Origin of the sequence: Nocardioides speluncae (assembly GCF_003121585.1) — a bacterium.
Lineage (GTDB): Bacteria > Actinomycetota > Actinomycetes > Propionibacteriales > Nocardioidaceae > Nocardioides > Nocardioides speluncae.
Window position 1 is genome coordinate 111,611 of sequence record NZ_QEOO01000025.1, and the last position, 21,326, is coordinate 132,936.

Annotated in this window: 17 protein-coding genes and 1 tRNA gene; 12 read left to right on the forward strand and 6 right to left on the reverse strand. The window is 70.5% G+C overall.

All coding sequences use genetic code 11. The annotated features are described in order from the left end of the window. Window positions 1-72: 72 nt before the first annotated feature. From DDV73_RS14355 to DDV73_RS14380, 6 genes are all read left to right on the forward strand, one after another. The gene (locus DDV73_RS14355) at window positions 73-1,269 is read left to right on the forward strand and encodes a beta-1,3-glucanase family protein (protein WP_109507932.1); all 1,197 of its coding nucleotides are present in this window, start codon (window positions 73-75) and stop codon (window positions 1,267-1,269) included. Between the two features lie 73 nt (window positions 1,270-1,342). Continuing rightward, on the forward strand, window positions 1,343-2,920 hold the full coding sequence (locus DDV73_RS14360) for a hypothetical protein (protein WP_154402768.1): 1,578 nt from the start codon (window positions 1,343-1,345) through the stop codon (window positions 2,918-2,920). Then, window positions 2,917-4,479 carry a hypothetical protein gene (locus DDV73_RS14365; RefSeq protein ID WP_109507934.1) on the forward strand — a complete coding sequence of 521 codons (1,563 nt, stop codon included), beginning with the start codon at window positions 2,917-2,919 and terminating at the stop codon, window positions 4,477-4,479. Before DDV73_RS14360 ends, DDV73_RS14365 begins: the two co-directional genes overlap by 4 nt. 90 nt (window positions 4,480-4,569) lie before the next feature. Next, window positions 4,570-5,583, forward strand: coding sequence for an ATPase BagA (bagA, locus tag DDV73_RS14370; RefSeq protein ID WP_109507935.1), 1,014 nt, complete (start codon window positions 4,570-4,572; stop codon window positions 5,581-5,583). Further along, on the forward strand, window positions 5,580-6,770 hold the full coding sequence (bagB, locus tag DDV73_RS14375; RefSeq protein ID WP_109507936.1) for an ArsA family ATPase: 1,191 nt from the start codon (window positions 5,580-5,582) through the stop codon (window positions 6,768-6,770). The genes bagA and bagB overlap by 4 nt, the downstream gene beginning before the upstream one ends. A gap of 334 nt (window positions 6,771-7,104) precedes the next feature. Then, window positions 7,105-9,063 (forward strand): alkaline phosphatase family protein, encoded by a 1,959-nt coding sequence (locus DDV73_RS14380; RefSeq protein ID WP_206050877.1) that lies wholly within the window; start codon window positions 7,105-7,107, stop codon window positions 9,061-9,063. Window positions 9,064-9,160: 97 nt separating this feature from the next. Here the strand turns inward: DDV73_RS14380 and DDV73_RS14385 are convergent, their stop codons facing one another. Beyond that, entirely contained in the window at window positions 9,161-9,442 is a 282-nt protein-coding gene (locus DDV73_RS14385; protein WP_109507937.1) for a WhiB family transcriptional regulator, read from the reverse strand. A 250-nt stretch (window positions 9,443-9,692) separates the two neighbouring features. Here DDV73_RS14385 and DDV73_RS14390 point away from each other — a divergent pair, with 250 nt between their 5' ends. Continuing rightward, window positions 9,693-12,128 (forward strand): penicillin-binding protein, encoded by a 2,436-nt coding sequence (locus tag DDV73_RS14390; protein WP_109507938.1) that lies wholly within the window; start codon window positions 9,693-9,695, stop codon window positions 12,126-12,128. A 26-nt stretch (window positions 12,129-12,154) separates the two neighbouring features. On the opposite strand, the gene DDV73_RS14395 is transcribed toward DDV73_RS14390, so the two are convergent. Continuing rightward, window positions 12,155-12,415 carry a hypothetical protein gene (locus tag DDV73_RS14395; RefSeq protein ID WP_109507939.1) on the reverse strand — a complete coding sequence of 87 codons (261 nt, stop codon included), beginning with the start codon at window positions 12,413-12,415 and terminating at the stop codon, window positions 12,155-12,157. A 285-nt stretch (window positions 12,416-12,700) separates the two neighbouring features. On the opposite strand from DDV73_RS14395, the gene DDV73_RS14400 reads away from it, so the two are divergent. Beyond that, window positions 12,701-13,174 carry a DoxX family protein gene (locus tag DDV73_RS14400; protein WP_109507940.1) on the forward strand — a complete coding sequence of 158 codons (474 nt, stop codon included), beginning with the start codon at window positions 12,701-12,703 and terminating at the stop codon, window positions 13,172-13,174. A 187-nt stretch (window positions 13,175-13,361) separates the two neighbouring features. On the opposite strand, the gene DDV73_RS14405 is transcribed toward DDV73_RS14400, so the two are convergent. After that, complete coding sequence (locus tag DDV73_RS14405) at window positions 13,362-13,823, reverse strand: GatB/YqeY domain-containing protein (protein ID WP_109507941.1); 462 nt, start codon at window positions 13,821-13,823, stop codon at window positions 13,362-13,364. Between the two features lie 38 nt (window positions 13,824-13,861). On the opposite strand from DDV73_RS14405, the gene DDV73_RS14410 reads away from it, so the two are divergent. Together DDV73_RS14410 and DDV73_RS14415 are read left to right on the forward strand one after the other, a co-directional pair. Then, window positions 13,862-14,785, forward strand: a complete 924-nt coding sequence (locus DDV73_RS14410; RefSeq protein ID WP_109507942.1) for a metallophosphoesterase — start codon at window positions 13,862-13,864, stop codon at window positions 14,783-14,785. A gap of 91 nt (window positions 14,786-14,876) precedes the next feature. Beyond that, a tRNA-Pro gene (locus DDV73_RS14415) sits at window positions 14,877-14,950 on the forward strand. Window positions 14,951-15,015: 65 nt separating this feature from the next. On the opposite strand, the gene DDV73_RS14420 is transcribed toward DDV73_RS14415, so the two are convergent. Next, window positions 15,016-16,113, reverse strand: coding sequence for a class I SAM-dependent methyltransferase (locus DDV73_RS14420; protein WP_161962400.1), 1,098 nt, complete (start codon window positions 16,111-16,113; stop codon window positions 15,016-15,018). An 87-nt stretch (window positions 16,114-16,200) separates the two neighbouring features. Further along, window positions 16,201-19,044, reverse strand: coding sequence for an ATP-binding protein (locus tag DDV73_RS14425; RefSeq protein ID WP_161962401.1), 2,844 nt, complete (start codon window positions 19,042-19,044; stop codon window positions 16,201-16,203). 117 nt (window positions 19,045-19,161) lie between these two features. On the opposite strand from DDV73_RS14425, the gene DDV73_RS14430 reads away from it, so the two are divergent. After that, entirely contained in the window at window positions 19,162-19,482 is a 321-nt protein-coding gene (locus DDV73_RS14430) for an ArsR/SmtB family transcription factor (RefSeq protein ID WP_206050878.1), read from the forward strand. Next, window positions 19,479-19,961, forward strand: coding sequence for an SRPBCC family protein (locus DDV73_RS14435; protein WP_109507946.1), 483 nt, complete (start codon window positions 19,479-19,481; stop codon window positions 19,959-19,961). The genes DDV73_RS14430 and DDV73_RS14435 overlap by 4 nt, the downstream gene beginning before the upstream one ends. Window positions 19,962-19,973: 12 nt before the next feature. Here DDV73_RS14435 and DDV73_RS14440 read toward each other — a convergent pair whose 3' ends face one another. Continuing rightward, complete coding sequence (locus tag DDV73_RS14440) at window positions 19,974-21,227, reverse strand: Fic family protein (protein ID WP_206050879.1); 1,254 nt, start codon at window positions 21,225-21,227, stop codon at window positions 19,974-19,976. Window positions 21,228-21,326 lie beyond the last annotated feature (99 nt).

The window sequence follows — 21,326 nt, forward strand, 5'->3', positions numbered from 1 at the left end:
TTTCATGTCAGTAGTCCTGACGAATCTGCCCGCTTCCTGGCGGGCAGATTCGTCACCTCTCGGAGGCCTACGATGCTCTCTCGCCGCTCCTTCCTCGGTACGTCGCTCGCTGCCGCAAGCGTGGCCACGCTCCCGCAGCTCGCGCCGCACCCGCTCACGGCCCGCGCGTCCGCCGCTCCGGAGACACTCCGGTTCAACCTGGTCAACAACTCCGGACGACCGGCGCACGCCTACGTCGTCGGCCTGTACGGCGCCGACGGCCGCTCGGTCTTCGTCCGGCCGGACGGCAGCCTGTTCTTCCCACCTCGGCCGGGTGGGGCGCCCGAGCCGATCGCACAGCACGTCGCCATCCCGGTCAGTGCCGCCACCGAGGTCGTCGTACCCCGGATGTTCGGGGCGCGCGTCTACTTCGTCACCGACAACACTCTGGACTTCCTCGCAGTGGCGACCGGCGACACGGTGGGCATCGCGCACCCGAGCTTCGTCAACGAAGCCGACAGCAACTTCGCGAAGAACTGGACGTTCGCGGAGTTCACCCTGAACGCCACCCAGATCTACGCCAACATCAGCTACGTCGACTTCGTGGCCGCGCCGGTGGCGCTCCGGCTGGACCACGCCGGCGGCGTCCAGGAGGTGCCCGGTCTCCGCGCGGGCGGCGTCGACGCCATCGCCGGCGCGCTGCGCGGCACCGACGGCGGCCGTTGGGGTACCTGCGTGCAGGAGGCCGGCGGCCAGGCGCTGCGCGTCCTGAACCCCAACCACCGGGCCGCCGACTTCGCCGGCTACATGGAGCCGTACGTCGACCAGGTCTGGGCCAAGTACGCCGGCGAGACCCTGTACGTCGACTCGCAGCGCGGCGACATCGGCATCCTCGAGGGCCGGGTCCAGGGCAACGAGCTGGTGTTCGGCAACGAGCGGTTCGCCCGGCCCTCGTCGATCGACATCTGGGGCTGCAACAGCGGTCCGTTCGCCAATCCGGGCAACGACAGCGAGCAGCGCAAGGCGCTCGTCCCTCGGCTCGCGGCGGCCTTCAACCGCACCACGCTGCTGATCAACAGCCGCCAGCCGCACGGCGAGAACCCCGCGACCTTCTACGACCACCCGGTCACCAACCACTACGCGCGCGTGGTCCACGAGAACCTGCCCGACGGCAAGGGCTACGCCTTCGCCTACGACGACGTCAGCTCCAACCCCGGCGAGGACCACAGCGGGAAGGTCAACCACGGCGACCCACACCTGCTCACGGTGACGCTGAACCCGCTCCGCTGAGGCGGTTCCGCGAACAAAAGGAGGCTTTCGCGCATCTCACTTGGTGAGTTCTCTGCCCACCAGGAGGATGACGATGCGAAGGCCTTGGTACGCCGCGCTCGCAGGCGCCCTGTTGACGTCCATCATCGCAGGCGTGCCCGGCCAGGTGGCCGCGGCCGACCTGCGCGGCCCCGCCGACTACCACCCACTGACGACCTTCACCGCCGACACTCCCGGCGATGTCACCCCCGGCACCAGCGACTTGGCCGGCTTCACACTGCGGCTCGACCCCAACTACGGGCAGGTCGACGTCGACGGCTCCCTCGGCGCCGACCCCGGACGCTGGGTCCGGCGCGTCATCGCGACTCTCGGCAACCTCGACAACGAAGGCACCTGCCAGGCCGCGGTCGAGGTCGTCAGCTCGACCATGGCGGGCTCGACCGACGATGTGAACATCGCGCTCGCCGTACGCCTGCCGGGCGAAACCACGCTGCCTCCGGAGCGAGAGTTCAGCCTGGGCAGGTTCACCGGCTGGCGCGAACAGGCCGCGCTTCTCGAGAACCTGGTGCCGGACTGCGGGAGCGTCCGGATGGTCAACGCGACCGGGGCCACTTTGGACTCCGGCGTGGCGACGCTGGTCCAACGGCCGGCAGAGGAGACCGGCGTGGAGGTCTCGCCCCGAGGTGTGCCGGCGCGCCAGTTCCTGCTGGGCACGCCGACCCGTTTCCGCATCCGGGTCGAACGCACCCTGCCCAACCCGGTCTACGACGGCCTGATCACGGTCACGGCCCCGGCCGACCTCGAGGTCCGGCACGGCCGGTCCCCGAACTGGGAGGGCCGGATCTACGACCACTACTTCACCCTCATATCGACCGGGGAGACCAAACCCGGCTGGAAGCGGGTGACAGTCCGGGCGACCAGCGGGAACGCCGACCCCGCGACGTACGAGTTCTGGACCTACGCCATCGGCCCACCGCCCGAGCGGACCGGCAGCCTGAGTGGCCGCCGCTACGCGGCGCGCTTCGACCACGAGGGTGCACAACACCCCGCCGCGCGCGAGGTCGCCGCGCGCGGCCCCGGGCCGGCGTACTCGCAGCGCGAGACGCTGTGGTTCCTCAGCGATCGGCTCGTCTTCCTCGGCGTACCGACGCGCGGGAAGCCCACCTGTACGCCGGACAAGGTCGTCCCCGACTCGTACACCGGCTGCCAGCACTACTGGTGGAACAAGGAGTCCAACCTCCTCCAGATCGGGCGCTGGGTCGGCCGGGTCACCGCGACCGGAATCGTCTACCACCACCCCGTGCACAACGTGCCGGTCAGGTTCGAGCATCGCTTCGGCACCGCCAGAGCCGGCACCCGCTACCGCGGCACCTGGACCGATCAGATCTACCGAGGCAACGAGGAGTGGATCCTGACGGTGCGGCTGACCCTGCGTCGCGACGGCACGTTCACGCTGGCGCAGAGCGAGTCGGGGCTGATCTCCCGGATGCGCGGTCGGTACCGGATCAACCAGGACGGGCGGCTGACGCTGCGCCTGCGCGACGGCAAGACGGTGACCCGCACGATCGTCATCGGTAAGAACCGCCGCGGGCGCCTGGACCCCGGGAACGCCGGCATCTTCATCAACCTCCCCCAGAAGGCGACCGGCGCCTGGCTGAGGAAGGTCCAGTGAAGCTCGCCTCGCGCCGCGGCGTACACACTGTTGCCGGATCGCTCGCTTGCCTCCTGCTGCCGCTGGCCGCGGTGGCCGGCGGCGGCACCCCAGCCACAGCCGACCCCAGTGACGCAGCCGACTACGACCCGATCACCACCGCGAAGGTCGTCGCCGACGGCGGCGACGTCACGCCGGGAACCAGCGACCTCACGACGGCGAAGATCCGGATCAACCCGATCCTCGGCGATGTCACCGTCGAGGCCGCCCTGGCCACGCCGCCGGCGACCTACGTGCGGCGCGCGGTGATTGCCCTCGGGGTCACCGATGCGGGCGGCACCTGCCAGCCGGTCGCCGAGATCGCGGCGTCCAACGCGACCACCAACCTGGTGGTACGCCGTCCCGGCGAGACCACCCGGCCCGCCGAGGGGAGCGGCGGCGGCGACATCGACGCCTACCTGCAAAACGACACGCCGCTCGCCGAGGGGCTGGTGCCGGACTGCGGGACGTTCCGGCTGACCAGCACGACCGGCGCCGTACTCGACACCGCGGAGCTCACGTTCGCCCAGACGCCGATCCGGCAGGTGACCCTGACGGCATGGGGACCGAGGGGCCTGCAGCAGCAGCCGCTCAACCGGACCCGCACCCTCGACGTGTATGTCCGCACGGACCGCCGGTACGGCGACTGGCCGTGGTGGGCCTACGACGGGAGCGTCACCGTCGACGCGCCCGCCGGCGTGCGGGTCCAGCTGGTCGACGGCGACGACAACTATTGCTACGGCGACCCCGAGCCGACCTTCACCGGCTCCGCAGCCTCATTCTGCTTCGACGTCAAGGTCACCCGCCCCGGCGTACACACCGTCGCGTTCCGGTTCGACGCCGGCAACGCCGACCCGATCACCCTCGAGATACTGGTCTACGCACCCGGGGGGCCGCCGCCGCCCGCGACCGGTGACCTGACCGGGCGCCACCACGTGCTCTTCGAGGAGTTCGGGATCGTCGAGCAGTACAGCTTCGGTGAGCGCAGCTCGATCTGGTTCCTCGACCGCCACTTCGCGTACGTCGGCTCACCCCTGCACGGCCGGCCGACGTGTACGGCGGCCAAGGTCGACCCGACGAAGTTCTACGGATGCCAGCGCTACTGGTGGGACAAGGCGCACAACGTGCTCCAGGTCGGCAAGTGGCGAGGCTCGGTGCACGCGCGCCGAATCGACTACGTCAACGACCAGCAGACCAACAAGAGCTACCGCATCCCCTTCGGCCTGGCGCCGCGCGGCAAGCGCCTCGCCGGCACTTGGCGCTATCAGTCCGGCTTCGACTCGCTTACCCGCGCCCGGCTGCGGCTGACCCGTGATGGCCGGTTCGAGCTGGCCGTCAACCAGCGGACCAGCCGCGGCCGGTACGCCGTCGGTGCCGCAGGCCGGCTCCGGCTCACCTTCAACAGCGGCCGGACGCAGGTGCACACGCTCGGGATCGGCAAGAACCGGGCGGGTCGCCTCGACCCTGCCACCGGCGTACTCCTCTCCCTCCCGAACTTCAACAAGGGCGAGGTTGCCTGGCTGACGCCGCCGAAACGCTGACCCCACCTCGATAGTCCGTCACGAAAATCACGTCCCCGTCCCCGCGGACCATGATTTCCGTGACGGACTATCCGGCCTACGCTTCCGGGGATGAGTCCGACAAAGCGCAGCGACTGGCCGAAGGTGCGGGTGCACGTGGTCACCGGCAAGGGCGGCACCGGGAAGTCGACGGTTGCCGCGGCTCTGGCGTTGGCGCTCGCGTCGACCGGCAAGAACGTGCTGCTCTGCGAGGTCGAGGGCCGGCAGGGCATCGCCCAGATGTTCGACGTCGCCCCGCTGCCCTACCAGGAACGACGGATCGCGACCGGCCTCTCCGACGACCACGGCCGGGCGGGCGCCGTACACGCGCTGCACATCGACGCCGAGTCGGCGCTGCTGGAGTACCTCGCGATGTACTACAAGCTCGGCCGCGCCGGGCGGGCGCTGGACCGGTTCGGCGTGATCGACTTCGCGACCACGATCGCGCCGGGCGTCCGGGACGTGCTGCTCACCGGCAAGATCTACGAGGCTTCCAACCGCAACAGCCGTAACAAGAACGCCCAGCAGTACGACGCGATCGTGGTCGACGCGCCGCCGACCGGCCGGATCACCCAGTTCCTCAACGTCACCAACGAGCTCGCCGGGCTGGCCAAGGTCGGCCCGATCAAGAACCAGTCGGACACGGTGATGACCCTGTTCCGGTCGCCGAAGACCGCGGTCCACCTGGTCACGGTGCTGGAGGAGATGCCGGTCCAGGAGACCGCCGACGGGGTCACCGAGCTGCGCGCGACCGAGCTCCCGGTCGGCGGTGTGATCGTCAACCTGGTTCGCCCACGCGACCTCGACGCCGACGACCTGGCCGCGGCCCGGGCCGGCAAGATCGACCGCGGCGCGGTCGCCCGCGACCTGAAGTCCGCCGGCGTGGAAGCCGACGACGCACTCATCGACGGCCTGCTCGACGAGGCCCACGACCACGCGGAGCGGCGCGCCCTGGAGGACACTCAGCGCGCGCTCGTGGACGAGCTCGACGTACCCCACTACGAGCTGCCCCGGCTGCCCGGCGGGGTCGACCTGGGCGGACTCTACGAGCTCGCCGCGGCCCTGAAAGAGCAGGGGATGGCATGAGCCCTCAGCGCACCAGCCGCGAGCAGACCCGGCGGGTCGGCCCGCTCGCCTCGACCGGAAAGTACGCCGCCGCGCTCGACGTCGACGCGCTGCTCGACGACCCGGCCACCGAGATCGTGGTGTGCTGCGGCTCCGGCGGCGTCGGCAAGACCACGACGTCGGCCGCGTTGGCCCTCCGGGCCGCCGAGCGTGGCCGGAAGGTCGTCGTACTCACCATCGACCCGGCCCGCCGGCTGGCCCAGTCGATGGGCATCGAGGCGCTCGACAACACACCGCGCCCGGTGCCGGGCGTGCCAGCCGCCAACGGCGGCTCCCTCGACGCGATGATGCTGGACATGAAGTCGACCTTCGACGAGGTCGTCGAAGGCCAGGCCAGCCCGGAGAAGGCGAAGGCGATCCTGGAGAACCCCTTCTACGTCGCGCTGTCGACGTCGTTCGCGGGCACCCAGGAGTACATGGCCATGGAGAAGCTCGGCCAGCTCCACAAGGACGCCAAGAAGACGGGGAAGTGGGACCTGATCGTGGTCGACACCCCGCCGTCGCGGTCGGCCCTGGACTTCCTGGACGCACCCGAGCGGCTGTCGAGCTTCCTCGACGGTCGGTTCATCCGGCTGCTGCTGGCGCCGGCGCGAGGCCCGGCCAAGCTGATGACGGCCGGCTTCTCGCTGGTGACCAACGCGCTGACCAAGATCCTGGGCGCCCAGGTGCTGCGCGACCTGCAGACCTTCGTGGCGGCGTTCGACACGCTGTTCGGCGGCTTCCGGCAGCGGGCCCAGAAGACCTTCGAGCTGCTCCAGGCCGAAGGCACCGCGTTCCTGGTGGTCGCCGCGCCCGAGCCGGACGCGATGCGGGAGGCGGCGTACTTCGTGGAGCGGCTGAGCGAGGACCAGATGCCGCTGGCGGGCCTGGTCGTCAACCGCGCGAGTACGACGCCCGAGAGCACGCTGTCCGCGGACGGCGCGATGGCCGCCGCGGAGCGACTGCGCGCCAACAACGGCGAGTCGCTGACCGCCGGCCTGCTGCGGCTGCACGCGGACCGGGCCCGGATCGAGGCACGCGAAGCGCTGCTGCGGGAGCGATTCGCGGCCGCGCACCCCGACGTACCGACCGCGGTGGTCCCGGCCCTCGCGACCGACGTCCACGACCTGGGTGGCCTGCGGCAGATCGGCGAACTCCTCGCCGGCTGACCACCCAGCGCACAGTACGCCGACCAGGCACAAATGGTTCCGCCCGGTACGCCGACCGGGCACAAATGGTTCCGTCCAGAGCACCGACCGGGCGGAAATGGCGAGACGGTTCGAGCGGCATGCTCGGGGAGCAAACCAGAAGTGCCCGGTCGGCAGCCCCACAGGAACCAGAAGTGCCCGGTCGGCAGCCCCACAGGAACCAGAAGTGCCCGGTCAGCGGGGCGCATGGCTGGCCAGACAAGCTTCGGCGGCGAACGCTGTCTGCTTCCGGACATCGTCCGACTTGCCTCTGCGCCCAGGGAAAACACCGCGTTAACTTGTCTGTACAGGTTGTGTGAAGGGGTTGACCTGGCCCGAGCGGGCCGTCGAGCCTGAGTACCGGCCAGCCGCCCGCCCACCAGAGGAGCACACCCATGCCCACTCGCGCCCGAACCCTCGCGGCCTCGCCGCCCTGGTCGCTGCGGCCGGTCTGACCGCCGGCGTCGCCCATGCCCAGCCGCCGGCCGCGCCATCCCCGGCAGCGGCCGCCGCCACCGACTACAAGGACCTGCCGGACGGCACGCTGCCCAAGAAGTCCCTGGTCGTCGGCGTCGACGGCGCGGCCTTCCACATGGTCGACCCGCTCAACCTCCCCGCGATCGACGCCCTGCGCGCCGAAGGCGTGACCGCGCCACACAACCTCTACGGAACGCCGATGGCCGGCACCATCTCCGGGCCGGGCTGGTCGTCCATCGCGACCGGCGTCTGGCCGGACAAGCACAGGGTCGTCGACAACAGCTTCGCCAACCCGGACTACGCGACGTACCCCGACTTCCAGACCCGCCTGGAGACCGCGAACCCCGCCGCCTCCACCCTGGTCGTCGGCACCTGGAACCCGATCCCGGACCTCGTCTTCGGCGAGCGCACCGACCTGCGGCTGCGCGGCGGCAACGACGAGGGCACCACCGCCCAGGCCGTCGACTACCTGAGGAACGGCAACCCCGACTCGACGTTCGTCCACCTCGACGAGGTCGACGGCGCCGGCCACACCTGCGGCACCGGCTGCAGCCAGTACGCCGATGCGCTGAGGCGTGCGGACCGACAGATCGGCGAGCTGGTCGCGGCGGTCAAGGCGCGGCCGTCGTACTCGAGCGAGGAGTGGCTGATCACCGTCACCGCCGACCACGGGCACACCCCAACCGGCGGCCACGGCGGCAGCACGCCGGGCGAGCGGCAGGACTTCGTGATCGCGGCCGGCGCCGGCATCCCGGCGGGCAGCACCCGCTACGACGTGAAGATCGTCGACATCGCGCCGACCGTCCTCGCCCACGAAGGCGTCGACCGCGACCCCGAGTGGAACCTCGACGGGGCGGCGCTCGCCGACCTGGCCGCCGACGACTTCGACGCGCTCCGGCCGGCCCTGCGGACCCAGGTCGACGAGACCCGGCCCGGCGCCACCGTGAAGGGCTGGACCCACACCGCACCCGATGGCTGGAGCGTCGACAACTCCGCGATGCCCGCCGGCGGCATCACCGAGTGGCGCGGCTGGTCGTTCGCCACCGACGAGTTCTGGACCAACGTCGAGCTCGGCCAGAAGCGGGAGTCCAGCGTCCGCATCCGCGACGTGTTCGCCGTCGCCGACTCCGACGAGTGGGACGACAAGGCGCATGACCCGGGCCAGTTCGACTCCACGCTGGTCAGCCCGGCGTACCCGATCGCGGGCACGGGCCAGGTCCGCGTCAGCTACGCCACCAACTACCAGGTCGACGGCCCACAGACCGGCGACGTGTACGCCGTGTGGAACGGCGGCGAGCCGGTGCTGGTGAAGTCGTACCGGGAGAACCTGAACACCCATGAACGCCTGGCGCTCACCCCGCCGGCCGGAGCGACCAGCTTGAGGCTGCGGTTCCGCTACACCGGCACCAACAGCTACTTCTGGACCGTCGACCAGGTGCGGGTGGAGCAGCGGCAGCCGTCACAGCTGGCGGTGTGGTCGATCCAGGCCACCACCCGCAGCATCGACGAGCCGGACATCGCCACCCCGTGGCGGATCGACGCCAGGATCCTGATCACCAACCCGGCCGGCCGCCGCGTGCCCGGCGCCACCGTTACCGCCGTACTCCGCTTCGACGGGCATGCGACCAGGCTCACCGGCGTCACCGGGTCGACCGGGGTGGTCCACCTGCGGGGCTATGCGATGTACGCCGACAGCGCGGAGCTCGAGGTGACCAAGGTGGCGAAGGGCGACCTGCCCTACTACGGCGAGGCCGACAAGATCTCGAAGATCACCCTGCAGCGACCGACCGAGCGCTGAGTCACCGGCGTACCTGCTGCAAATACAGATCGTCGGGCCGGCCCCCATGGCCAGCCCGACGATCTATTGCGGTGGTCTTGTGCTGTCGCCGTCGCCCTCAGGCACTCACGGCGACCGCGTCGTTGCGCGCGGCCTCCAATACGGTCCGCCATGACGCCTTCGGACGCCGACGCAGAAGCGCGCGACGCTCCCGCTCGGTCATGCCGCCCCAGACGCCCCACTCGATCTCGTTGTCGAGTGCCTCAGCCAGGCACTCGGCCCGCACCGGACATCCGGTGCACATCAGCTTTGCCTTGTTCTGCTCCGCCCCACGCACGAACAGCTCGTCAGGCTTTGCCTGTCGGCACGCTGCGTTCGGCGCCCAGTCCTCAGTCCACATTTGCCCCACCATTTCGTCCGAGCGAGGCGGCCTCCCCATCCCCGCCGCCAGGGCCGAAGCCCTAAGCAAAAAGTTAAGAAAAAGTGGGGTCGGCTAACAGACACCTTCGGGCCTCTTCGGAGTGGCCCAAATGGACTAGACCAGCATGGTCCTCCCGAGCAGGCCCCGTTCCGTGGTCGTCCGGTGAGCGCTTTCCGCAGCTCCCACGCGAGGACTGGGTGCGGCGTGGCTCGCCGGTTACCCTGGGCGCATGTCTTTGCCTGAGTCCGAGCGGTTGTCTGCCTCCCGCATCGCCTCCCACATCGGCGTGATGCTCGCCGTCGCGGCCGTTCTGGGCGTCGTCGTGGCCGGTCTGGCGATCCCGTTCGCCGGCGTGCTCGGCCTCGGTGCGCGCAACGTCGCCGACAGCATGGACTCGCTCCCCGCGGAGCTCGAGGCCAAGCCGCTGCCGCAGAAGACCAAGATCCTCGACGGCCAGGGCAACGTGCTGGCCACGCTGTACGACGAGAACCGGGTCAACGTCTCGCTGAAGGACGTCTCCAAGACGATGGTCAAGGCGATCGTCGCGATCGAGGACTACCGCTTCTACCAACACGGCGCGCTCGACCTGAAGGGCACGCTCCGCGCCTTCATCACCAACCAGGCAGATGACAGCGGCTCGGTCCAGGGTGGCTCGTCGATCACCCAGCAGATGGTCAAGCAGACCCTCCTCACCCAGGCCGAGACCAAGGAGGAGAAGAAGGCAGCGACCGAGCGCACCATGTCCCGAAAGATCCGCGAGCTGCGCTACGCTATCGCGTTCGAGGAGAAGTACTCCAAGGACTGGATCCTGGAGCGCTACCTCAACATCGCCTACTTCGGTGACGGCGCCTACGGCATCCAGGCCGCCGCGCGCCACTACTTCTCGAAGAACGCCTCGAAGCTCAACCTGCGCGAGTCCGCGATGCTCGCCGGGATGGTGAAGAACCCGACCGGCTACGACCCGACCAACTACGAGAGCAAGACCACCGCCCGCCGCAACCTGGTGCTGGACCGGTTGGCCGAGCTGAACGTCATCACCGAGGCTCAGGCCGAGGAGACCAAGGCCATCGGTCTCGGCCTGAAGCTGACCCGGGCCAAGAACGGCTGCGTCGAGTCGCGGGCGCCGTTCTTCTGCGACTACGTGGTGCAGTACCTCGAGGCCGACCGCTCGCTCGGCAAGACGATCGAGGAGCGGCGCAAGCTGCTGAAGACCGGTGGCCTGGTCATCCGCACCACCGTCGACCTGCGCTTCCAGAAGGCCGCCGACGACTCGGTCCGCGACCACGTGTACCCGACAGACCAGGCGATCGGCGCCCTGGCCATGGTCGAGCCTCGCACCGGCAACGTGAAGGCGATCTCTCAGTCCCGCCCGATGGGCCGGAAGAAGGCCGAAGGCGAGTCCTACCTCAACTACGTGGTCAACTCGAAGTACGGCGACTCCAACGGCTTCCAGCCTGGATCGACCTTCAAGTCCTTCGTCCTCGCGGCCGCCATCAACCAGGGGATCCCGCTCAACACGCAGATCGCCTCGCCGCCCGAAGTCTTCATGCAGGAGAACGAGTACAAGGTCTGCAACGGCGAGAACTACGCAAGCAGCGCGGTCTGGGACCCCAACAACTCCACTGACTCGGGCACCTTCAACCTCTACACCGGAACCCAAAAGTCGGTGAACACCTTCTTCGCCCAGCTCGAGCAGCGCACCGGCCTGTGCGAGCCATACACCCTCGCGAAGCGGATGGGGATCGAGCTCACCGACCCTACCCACGAAATGGTGCCGTCGTTCACGCTCGGTGTTGCCGACGTCAGCCCACTCGAGATGGCCGAGGCCTACTCGACGTTCGCCGGTCGCGGCGTGCACTGCAGCGCCCGTCCGGTCACCTCGATCGAGGACACCGCCGGCCACGCGCTGAAGAAGTACCGCAAGGCCTGCACCCGAGTGATCCCGGCCGCGGTTGCGGACGCCGTCAACGACATCCTCCGCGGTGTCCAGGAGCCGGGCGGCTTCGGGTACGGCGCCGGGATCAGCTTGGTCCAGCCGTCCGCCGGCAAGACCGGCACCACCAACGACAACAAGGCGGTGTGGTTCGCGGGCTACACCCCGCACCTCGCCACTGCCTCGATGATCGCGGGCGCGAACTTCGACGGTCAGCCGATCACCCTCAACGGTCAGAGCATCGGCGGCTCCTACATCTCGTCGGCGTATGGGTCCACCGTCGCCGGCCCGCAGTGGGGCGACGCGATGAAGGTCATCGAGCAGTGGCTTCCCGACGACAACTTCGTCACGCCTGATGCCACCCAGATCCAGGGTGTCCTCACGCAGATCCCGGATGTCGTCGGTATGTCCATCGACAGCGCCACCGCGGCGCTCAAGGCCGCCGGCTTCAACGTGTCGGTTGGACCGAGTGTCAACTCCAAGCTCGACAAGGGTCTGATCTCATCTCAAGACCCGAGCGGCTACTCCGAGATCAGTGCGGGCACGACAGTCGTGATCTACCCCTCCAACGGCACCCCGCCGAAGCCGCCGTGCAACAAGCGGCCGAAGTGGAAGTGCAACCGCGACAACAACGACGGTGGCGACAACGACGGCGGCGGTGACCGGGGTGGCAACGATCGGGCCCCGATCGTCGGCACCCTCCCCGACGGCCGGCGGATCACCCTCGACTGACTGAGGGCGCGTCAGCTCACTGGTGGTCACGAGATGCGGTCGGCCAGCGACACGGTGACGACCAGCTTGTCGCCGGAGAGCCGATAGTCCGTGCACCGCTCGCGACGGTCGATGACCCAGCCGTTGGGCCGGCAGTCAGAGCTGCGGACCAGCTGGGCGACGTCGTCCGCAGAGACGTCAGGTGCGACGTCGTACGTCCGGCTGCGGTAGCAGCTGCCCGAACCGCAGCCCTCGGTGTCGGCGGCGACCGGCGTAGCCGATCCCGAGCTCCCATCGCCCGTGGGCAAGCGTTCCGGTCGTGGTCAGAGCGACCCCGGCGACGAGGCCGAGCATCAGGACGACGGCCACCGGTACGCCGCCGTCTGCCATCCGACCCCGTCGCCCTGGATTCGAAGCTACCTGACAGCGCCGAGCGCAGCCAGGGTGATCGTCTCGATGCCGCAGCTCGAGGCGTCGATCATGCTGTCCAGAATCAGGGCTCGCTCAGGGATCCCACAGGTTCGGATGGAAGCGTTCTGGATGAAGGTTCAACCACTTCGACGTCCATTGACTCGCTCACTCGGAGGCCCGCCATGAACGCCCTGTTCGGAACCAACACCCCTGCTCCCCTGCGCGACGTCGCGCTCCTCATCGCCCGCGTCGGCCTCGGCGTGGTGCTGATCAGCCACGGCCTGGACAAGGTCGACGCCGGGCTCGGCGCGACGGCCGACGGCTTCGACGCGATGGGCATCCCGCTGCCCGACGCCGCCGCGGCGTTCGCGATCGTCGCCGAGGTCGGCGGCGGTGCGCTGCTGGCCCTCGGCCTGCTGACGCCGGTCGCCGGCCTACTCGTCGTCGCCCAGATGGCAGGTGCGTTCTGGTTCGCGCACCGCGGCACCGAGGTGATGTCCTCGGCGGGCGGCTGGGAGCTGGTCGGCGTGATCGCCTTCCTCGCGCTCGTCCTGGCGAGCACCGGCTCCGGCCGGTTCTCGCTCGACCGGTTGATCGCCGACCGTTTCGCCGGCGACCGGGCCCGGCCCGCCGAGGCCGCGGCCGTCGCGGGCTGAACCGCAGGTAGCCGAGCCGCGGAGGCTCAGCCCGGATCCACCGATGGGCGCCGTAGCGAGCGTCACCAGGCGGGTGTGATGGCAAGGCGGCGGAGCGAAGGCGGGCCGGCGGCCCGTCGAGCGACGCCAACGCAGCCAGCGCGCCCGCGTGGGGGCGCTCGGTAGGCGGCCATCGGTGGATCCGGGCTCAGGCGCCGAGCTGGCGGCGTACCTCCGCGGCGACGGCACCACCGTCTGCCTTGCCCTTGACCTGCGGCTGAACCACGCCCATCACCTTGCCCATCGCGCGCATCCCCTCGCCGGCGGCGCCGGTCTGCTCGACGGCGGCGGTGACGATGTCGCGGATCTCGTCCTCGGCGAGCTGGGCAGGCAGGTAGTCGGCGATGACGACGGCCTCGGCCTTCTCCTTCTCCGCCATCTCCGCGCGGCCGCCCTCCTCGAACGCGGTGGCCGCCTCACGGCGCTTCTTCGCCTCAGTGGACAGCACGCCGATGATGTCGTCGTCGCTGAGCTCTCGCTGCTCCTTGCCGGCTACCTCGGCGTTCGTGATCGCCGTCAGGATCATCCGCAGCGTGGACGACCGGACGTCGTCGCGACCCTTGATAGCGGTGGTCAGGTCGGCACGAAGTCGGTCCTTGAGAGCGCTCATGGCGCCATTGTGGCAGTAGCCGCCGTTAGGCTCGGCGCGTGCGACATACGAGCATTCTCGGTCGAACCATCGGCCTCGGCGCCGTCGCCGGACTGTCCGCGCTCGCGTACGGCGCGTGGGAGGCGCAGGCGTTCACGCTGCGGCACGCCACCCTCCCGATCCTGCCCGCCGGTCAGTCACCGCTGAAGGTGCTGCACCTGTCCGACATCCACATGACCCCCGGGCAGACGCGCAAGCAGGAGTGGGTACGCCGCCTCGCCGACCTCGAGCCCGACCTGGTCATCAACACTGGCGACAACCTGTCCCACAAGCAGGCCGTGCCCGCCGTACTCGACTCGCTCTCGGAGCTGCTCGCCTTCCCTGGCGTCTTCGTCTTCGGCTCCAACGACTACTGGGCACCGACGCTGCGGAACCCGCTGCGCTATCTGCTGCCCGACGACGGCACGCGAAGGACCAGCGTCCCGCTGCCGTGGCAGGACCTGCAGCAGGGCATGCACGACGCCGGCTGGCTGGAGCTCACCAACCAGCGCAACGAGCTGAAGGTCGGCGGCACCTGGATCGCGTTCGCCGGCGTCGACGACCCGCACCTCAACTACGACAACCTCAAGCTGGTCGCCGGCCCGGCCGACAGCGGCGCCGACGTCCGGCTCGGCGTGACCCACGCGCCGTACCTGCGGGTGCTGGACCGGTTCGCCGCCGACGGGTACGACGCGATCATCGCCGGCCACACCCACGGCGGTCAGGTCTGCCTGCCCGGATACGGCGCACTCACCACCAACTGCGACCTCGACCGGGCCCGCGCCAAGGGCCTGCACCGGCACCCGGCCGACTCCCGCGACGGCGATCCCGGGTCGGCCTGGCTGCACGTCTCGGCCGGCATCGGCACCAACACCTACACCCGCGTGCGGGTCGCTTGCCGCCCCGAAGCCACCCTCCTCGAGCTGACCCCGCGACGCGGCTGACACCCCCGTCGATACTCGTTTAGGAGCGTGGCCGCGGCTCCGGTATGCTCACCCGTGCTCGCGGCCCGGCGTACTCGCCCGGTGCCGCGATCGGGCTGTGGCGCAGTTTGGTAGCGCGCTTCGTTCGGGACGAAGAGGCCGCAGGTTCAAATCCTGTCAGCCCGACTCGCAAATCCCGCAGATCAGAGGCGGTCCGGCAGCATGCCGGACCGCCTCTGGTCATTTCCCCGTCAGCCGACCAGCCGGTAGAACCGCCAGAACGGGTGCTCGATGCCGAGGATCTCGATGTCGGACCAGCCCGCGTCCCGGACGACGCCGCGGAAGCGGTCAGGCCGCATCACGGTGCCGATCGCCTCCGAGTCGGGCTCGACCCGGCCCTGCGGCAGGCACCACAGCACGCTGGCGGTGGCGAAGAAAATCTCGGTCGGCTCGCCGATGGTGAGCGTCTCGGCGACGCGCTCGTCCATGACGATCACGTGCCCGCCCGGCGCGACGGCGTCGCGGGCCTGCGCCATCGCCTCGACAGGGTGCGCCATGTCGTGGACGCACTCGAAGAAGAGCACCAGGTCGTAGCGGCCGGCGCCGTACCCGCCCGACGCGTCCGCCACGTCGAACGTGACCCGGTCGGCCACCCCGGCCTCGGCCGCGTTGCGGCGGGCAGCGGTGATCGACGCCTCGTCGGAGTCGTAGCCGTCGACCCGCAGGTGCGGGTATGCCTTCGCGAGCTCGATCGCGGCCCAGCCCAGGCCGCAGCCGACGTCGGCAACCCGGGCCTGCCGCGTCGGGTCGGCCAGCAGCGCGGCGACGTCGGGGATCTGCGGGATCCACTCGGGCACCAGCTGGTGCGCGAACGCGGGCCGGTTCAGGGCGGCCTGCGCGGCCACCGCGTCCTCGCCGTACGCCGAGTAGGGCACGCCGGCGCCGGTGCGGAACGCCGTCAACAGCTGCGGCATCACCGACAGGGCGGCGGCCTGGGCCAGCGGCAGCCCCCCGATGTACGCCGGCCCGGTCTCGTCGACCAGGGCCTCCCGGACGCCCGGGGCCACGGTGAAGCGGCCCCGGCGCAGGTCGTCCTCGTCGTCGGCCAGCACCAGCCCGGCCGTCACCTCCGCCTGCAGCCACTCGCCGACGTACCACTCGTCGAGGCCGGCCTCGGTGGCGAGCTCGGCGGTGGTGAGCCGCCGGCCGTCGAGGAGGGCGAACAGGCCGTGCTTGATCCCGAGATAGACGGTGGCCAGATGGAACGCGCCCACGCCCTCCATGAAGATCCTGCCGACCAGCTCCTCGATCGCCTCGGGCGTGGTCTCGGTCTCGGCAACTGTGGTCATGATGGTGCCTCCTTCGTGCGGGACCGTCCCGCTCATCTGGGAGGCGCCACACCGCGTGTGGCATCGTCACGGCCTGTCACGACCGGGTCACGACAGCTGCCAGTCGACGTCCTGATCGGGTCGGTAGCAGCAGTACCGGCCGGTGGTGACGCTCACCGCGAGGTGCCGGGCGAGCTCGGGATGAACCCGGCCGATCGCCCGAGAGGCGGTCGCGATGCGCATCGTCACCGCCTTCCGTGCCCGCTCGGCGCGGTCGCCGGTGACCCGGACCCGGCCGCCCAGTCCGAGCGCGGCCGACAGCTCGGCGACCAGGAAGCTCTTCTCGTCGTCCAGCCGTTCCAGCCGCCCACGGTCGTGGTCGCGCGCGGCCTCCTCGATCTCGTCCTCGAGCTCCCGCAGCCGGCGCTGGTACGCCGCCCGCGCGGCCGCGTCGAGCTGCGGCCCGGTGTCCGCGCCCGCCTCGTCGCGTGCCGGTCCACCGGCCGCCTCGACCAGGTCGAGCGCGTGCACCTCCACACCCGGGCGCGCGAGCAGGGTGGCCAGGTCGTGCATGCCCTTGGAGTCGACGACCGACGCCGTCCGGCCGCGGAACGCCAGGCTCCAGACGGCTCCGGACCGGACGAACGCGGCCCGGGCCGGGTCCGGCGCGGCCGGTCCGCCGTCGTACGCGGCCAGGCGGTCGAGCAGCTCACGCACCTGCCCGAAGCAGGCGTTCCCGAAGCCATCGACCGCCCACAGGTCGGCGTACGGCTCCATCGCAGTGTGTACGGCGTGCACGGCGTCGCCCTCGTCGAGCAACAGCGCCGCCTCGCCGAGCACCCAGATCAGCTCAACCCACTCCGAGTCCTTGGGTACGGCATCCAGTCCGGACGCCAGTATCCGGCGGACCAGCTGACGGCCCCGCTCCGCCTCACCGAGCTCCGCGTAGACCAGTGCCAGCATGCAGCGCCAGGCCGGGTAGTCCTCCAGGCCGTCGATGATCAAGCCGGTCATCTCGCGGATGGCCGCGATGTCGCGCCGGGCCCGAGCGATGTGGAAGCGCAGCCCCCACCCCATCATCTCCGCGTTGGCGCTCTGCGCCTGGACGGCCAGGCTGTCCAGCTCATCGGCCAGCGACGACGCCAGCGCGAAGTCTCCGGCCCGCAATGCCAGCATTCCGCGCCACATCGGGACCAGCCAGGTGTACGTCGGCGATCGCAGCCGCTCCGCGACCCGGGCATAGCCAGCCAGGTCGGCCTCCACGCCGGCGAAGTCGCCCCGCTCCAGCCGGGCCCGCAGCCGGAGCCGCCGACCGAGCAGTTCCAGCACGGCGTTGCCCGCGGCGAGCTGGATCATCCGGCTCGCGGCCGCGATCCGCTCGTCGACGTGGTCGGGCCCGGAGCGGGCGTCGCACAGCGCCGCGAGCGCCGCGACCTCGGCACCCGGGTCGGCCACGGCCGCCGCCATCGACGCCGCCTGCCTGGCGAGGTCGGCTCGCTCCTCGGCCGGCAAGGTCGCCGCCGAGGCGATCGAGAGCCGCGCGAGTACGGCGGCACGCAGGTCCGAGTCCGCCTCGGGCAGCAGCCGCAGCGCCTCCTGGAGGAAGGTCCGCTGCTCGGCGTCGAAGGTGTCCACCTCGAAGCCGCCGACCCCGCCGCCGAAGGCCAGCACCGCGCGCGCCAAGGTGTCGGCGTCCTCGCCCGCTCGTGCCTCGACCGCCACCTCGTGCAAGGCGCGCCGGCCGTCCTCGATCTGCCCCGCCTGCACCAGCGCCTCGCCCAGCCGGCGGCGTACGGCGAGGGACCGGTCGCCCGACTCCAGAGCGAGCCGGTAGTGGCCCGCCGCCTGCTCGTGCGCCTGCCCGGCCACCGCCAGGTCACCCGCGACCACCGCCAGTTCGGCGGTGTGCCGCAGGGCGTCCCTACCCGCCGCGAGTGACCAGTGCCGGGCCAGCTCGGCCGGCCCGGCCGCCTGCAGCGTCTCGGCCACCCGGCGGTGCAGCTCGGCACGGACGCCGGGCGCGATGCCGTCGTACAACGCCTCGCGCACCAGCTCGTGGGCGAACCCCTCGGCGGCCACCAGCCCGGCCGCGACGGGCCCGGCGAGAAGCTCGTCGACCTCGGCGACCGGGAGTCCGGCCATCGCGGCCAGCGCGTCGCGTCGGGGCGCGCCCAGCACGCTGGCCATCTGCAGCAGCTCAACCGATCCCTGCGGCAGCCGTGCCAGCCGGTGTTCGAGCACCTGACGCACGCCGGCGGGCACCGCTCCCGCCGGGCACCGCCGACTCGCCTGGAGGTGCGCGACCTCGGAGACGAAGAACGGGTTGCCGCCGGTCCGCCGGAAGACCTCGGCGAGGTACTCCTCCGCCGGCTCGGCCTCGACGTACCGGCGTACCAGCTCGCCGGTCTGCTCCAGGTCCAGGCCGGCCAGCGCGATCCGGCGTACGCCGGCGTTGGGCAGCCGGTCCGCGAACCCCTCGCGGCTGGTCGCCAGCAGGAGCAGCCGCTCGCCGGCGACGACCGCCGCGAGGAACTCGGCCAGCCGCAGCGATCCCGAGTCCGCCCAGTGCAGGTCCTCCGCGACCACCAGCAGCGGCCGCCCCCGTGAGCGGGCCAGCACCGCCTCGGCAACCGCGGCGAACATCTCGGCCCGGCTGGGGAAGCGGCCCGGCTCGATCAGGTCGCTGCGGCCGATCGCCGCCAGCACCTGGGACCAGAGCCAGTACGCCGGCGCGTCGTCGGCCGAGCACCTGCCCCACACGACGTCGAAGCCGCCCGCGCGGGCGAGCGCGTCGGCGGCCTCGGCCAGGCAGGTCTTGCCGATCCCCGCCTCACCCGTAAGCAGCACGACGCGGCCGCGCCCCATCCCGGCGTCGTCGACCGCCAGGGCCAGCGCCGCCAGCTCCGGGTCCCGTCCGACCAGCTCGGCACGAGGCGGGTGGGTGATGGCCACGGCTCCATCGTGACCCACGGACCGCGCCCCCACGACCAGATCCGTCCGAGCCGGTGCGACCTCAGGCATGGCGCGACCCTTGACATTCGAAACTTGGTAAGCGAATACTTACCGTTCGTGAACACTTACCGAGTTGCCGGGCTGACCGCCCTCGGCGACCCGACCCGGCGGGCGATCTTCGAGCGCCTGGCCGAGCGGCCCCGGGCGGTCGGGGAGCTGGCCGCCGAGCTGCCGGTCAGCCGGCCCGCGGTCTCGCAGCACCTGAAGGTGCTGAAGCAGGCGCGGCTGGTCACCGACCGCAGCGTCGGCACCCGGCGCGTCTACCAGCTCGACCCGGACGGCCTGGCCGAGCTCCGCGGCTACCTCGACCACTTCTGGGACCAGGCCCTGGCCGGATTCAAGGCAGCCGTCGAACACGATCCGAAGGAGAGCAAATGAGCACCCCGACAGCACGCAGCACCAGTACCCAGCACGAGGTCGTCGTCGAGGCGTCGATCGAGCGCGCGTTCACGGTCTTCACCGAGGGCTTCGGCAGGTTCAAGCCACGCGAGCACACACTGCTCGAGGCCGAGATCGCGGAGACCGTCTTCGAGACGCACGTCGGCGGCAACATCTACGACGTCGGCGTCGACGGCAGCGAGTGCCGATGGGCGCGGATCCTTGCGTACGAACCGCCGCACCGGGTGCTGTTCAGCTGGGACATCAGCGCGCAGTGGGAGGTCGAGACCGACCACGACAGGACCAGCGAGGTCGAGGTGACCTTCACCGCCGAGACGCCCGAGCGCACCCGCGTCGAGCTGGAGCACCGCAACCTCGACCGGCACGGCGACGGCTGGGAGGGCATCCCTGCCAGCATCGGTGGCGAGCAGGGCTGGCCGCTCTACCTCGCGACGTACACGCAGCTGGTGCGAGCCTAGGCGTGCCTGGGTTCAGCCACGTCGTCCCGCTCGTGACGCGAACTCGTCCAGGGCGGAGATGACGCCGTCTGCCAGCCAGACGCGGTTGCGCCGACTCGCCGTGGCGGGCGTGACGATCTGAGCGGCAACAAGCTGGTCGATAGCGTTCTGCGCCGCGGGATTGGACACCCCAGTGGCGTCTTGGACGAACTTCACAGTGATCGCAGGTTGGCAGACCAGGTGCGGCAGGACCTTCCACACAGCGGCGTCCCGCCGCGCGACGATGAGGTGCTCCCACTCGGCGTACAGGTCAGCGATATCCCGGTTCAGCATCCGACCGTTGCTGACTGCCGCAAATGCCGCTGCGGTGAATCGCTCGACAATGGGAGCCACCTCTCCTCTCCTGTACGCCGTGAGCGCATCGAAATAGGCCTCGGTGTCGACTAGCAGCCCGGCTGAGACCGGTACGGTCAGCCGCCTGGTCGCGCCCGCGCGCTTCAGCATCACGTGCACCAGGGCGCGTCCGCTGCGCCCGTTGCCATCGGCGAACGGGTGGATGGTCTCGAACTGGGCGTGCCCAATCGCGACGTGGGGCAGCACCGGGATGTCGGTGCGGTCGAGGAAGGCGAGGAGGTCGGCCATCGCCGGCTTGATGCGGTCGGCGTGGGGCGGCACGAAGGACGCCGTGTGTGGAGTGGGCGCGGAGCCGCCGATCCAGACCTGCCGATCGCGGAAGCGCCCGGGTTGTGCGTACTCCTGGCCCTCCATCAGCGCGCCGTGGGCGGCCAGGATGGTGTCCTCGCTCAGATCGTCGGCCATGTCGACGGCCCGCTGCATTGCCGCAACATTGGCCGCCACCAGCTGCGCGTTCGGTCCGGCGTTCTCGTGAATCGTCGCCATCGCCAGCGCCTTCGCGCCCGCCGTCACCTTCTCGATCTGCGAGGACGACGCCGACTCGGTGCGCAGCAGGATCGCGGCCAAGGGAGCGAACTCGCCATCTCGGCCCAGGTCGGTCGCCGACAGCTCGGCGTCGAACCTGGCAATCTCCATCAGCGCGTCGGCCGCCTCGGCCTCAACCTCAGCAGGCAGGCGAAAGGCACGATGGGCGATCTCAGGCAGGACCGCCGCCAGATACGGGCCGCGCGCCTTCAGGCGAGCGCGCCGCGACATTGCGAAGTCGCTCTCGGCTTCGGCGGCCGCCCACCGGTGCTCCTCATAGGTGACAGCCAGCTCATCGCTCTCCTGTGAATCGCTCGCCGCGCTCGGAGTCGTGGGTTCGTTGATCACGGGACGATCTTATCCAAGGATATGGACATAACCTTGGATAAAGTCGCCCAGTGTCGAACCTACGAACCTGGAACGCCCCCTGAACCGAGCGCTCGGATC

What these genes read in the sequence shown, in the direction of transcription:
- DDV73_RS14385 (WP_109507937.1), bottom strand. Translation starts at nt 9,442, where the DNA reads ATGTGGACTGAGGACTGGGCGCCGAACGCAGCGTGCCGACAGGCAAAG.
- DDV73_RS14405 (WP_109507941.1), bottom strand. Translation starts at nt 13,823, where the DNA reads ATGAGCGCTCTCAAGGACCGACTTCGTGCCGACCTGACCACCGCTATC.
- DDV73_RS14390 (WP_109507938.1), top strand. Translation starts at nt 9,693, where the DNA reads ATGTCTTTGCCTGAGTCCGAGCGGTTGTCTGCCTCCCGCATCGCCTCC.
- DDV73_RS14435 (WP_109507946.1), top strand. Translation starts at nt 19,479, where the DNA reads ATGAGCACCCCGACAGCACGCAGCACCAGTACCCAGCACGAGGTCGTC.
- DDV73_RS14360 (WP_154402768.1), top strand. Translation starts at nt 1,343, where the DNA reads ATGCGAAGGCCTTGGTACGCCGCGCTCGCAGGCGCCCTGTTGACGTCC.
- DDV73_RS14355 (WP_109507932.1), top strand. Translation starts at nt 73, where the DNA reads ATGCTCTCTCGCCGCTCCTTCCTCGGTACGTCGCTCGCTGCCGCAAGC.
- bagB (WP_109507936.1), top strand. Translation starts at nt 5,580, where the DNA reads ATGAGCCCTCAGCGCACCAGCCGCGAGCAGACCCGGCGGGTCGGCCCG.
- DDV73_RS14400 (WP_109507940.1), top strand. Translation starts at nt 12,701, where the DNA reads ATGAACGCCCTGTTCGGAACCAACACCCCTGCTCCCCTGCGCGACGTC.
- DDV73_RS14420 (WP_161962400.1), bottom strand. Translation starts at nt 16,113, where the DNA reads ATGACCACAGTTGCCGAGACCGAGACCACGCCCGAGGCGATCGAGGAG.
- bagA (WP_109507935.1), top strand. Translation starts at nt 4,570, where the DNA reads ATGAGTCCGACAAAGCGCAGCGACTGGCCGAAGGTGCGGGTGCACGTG.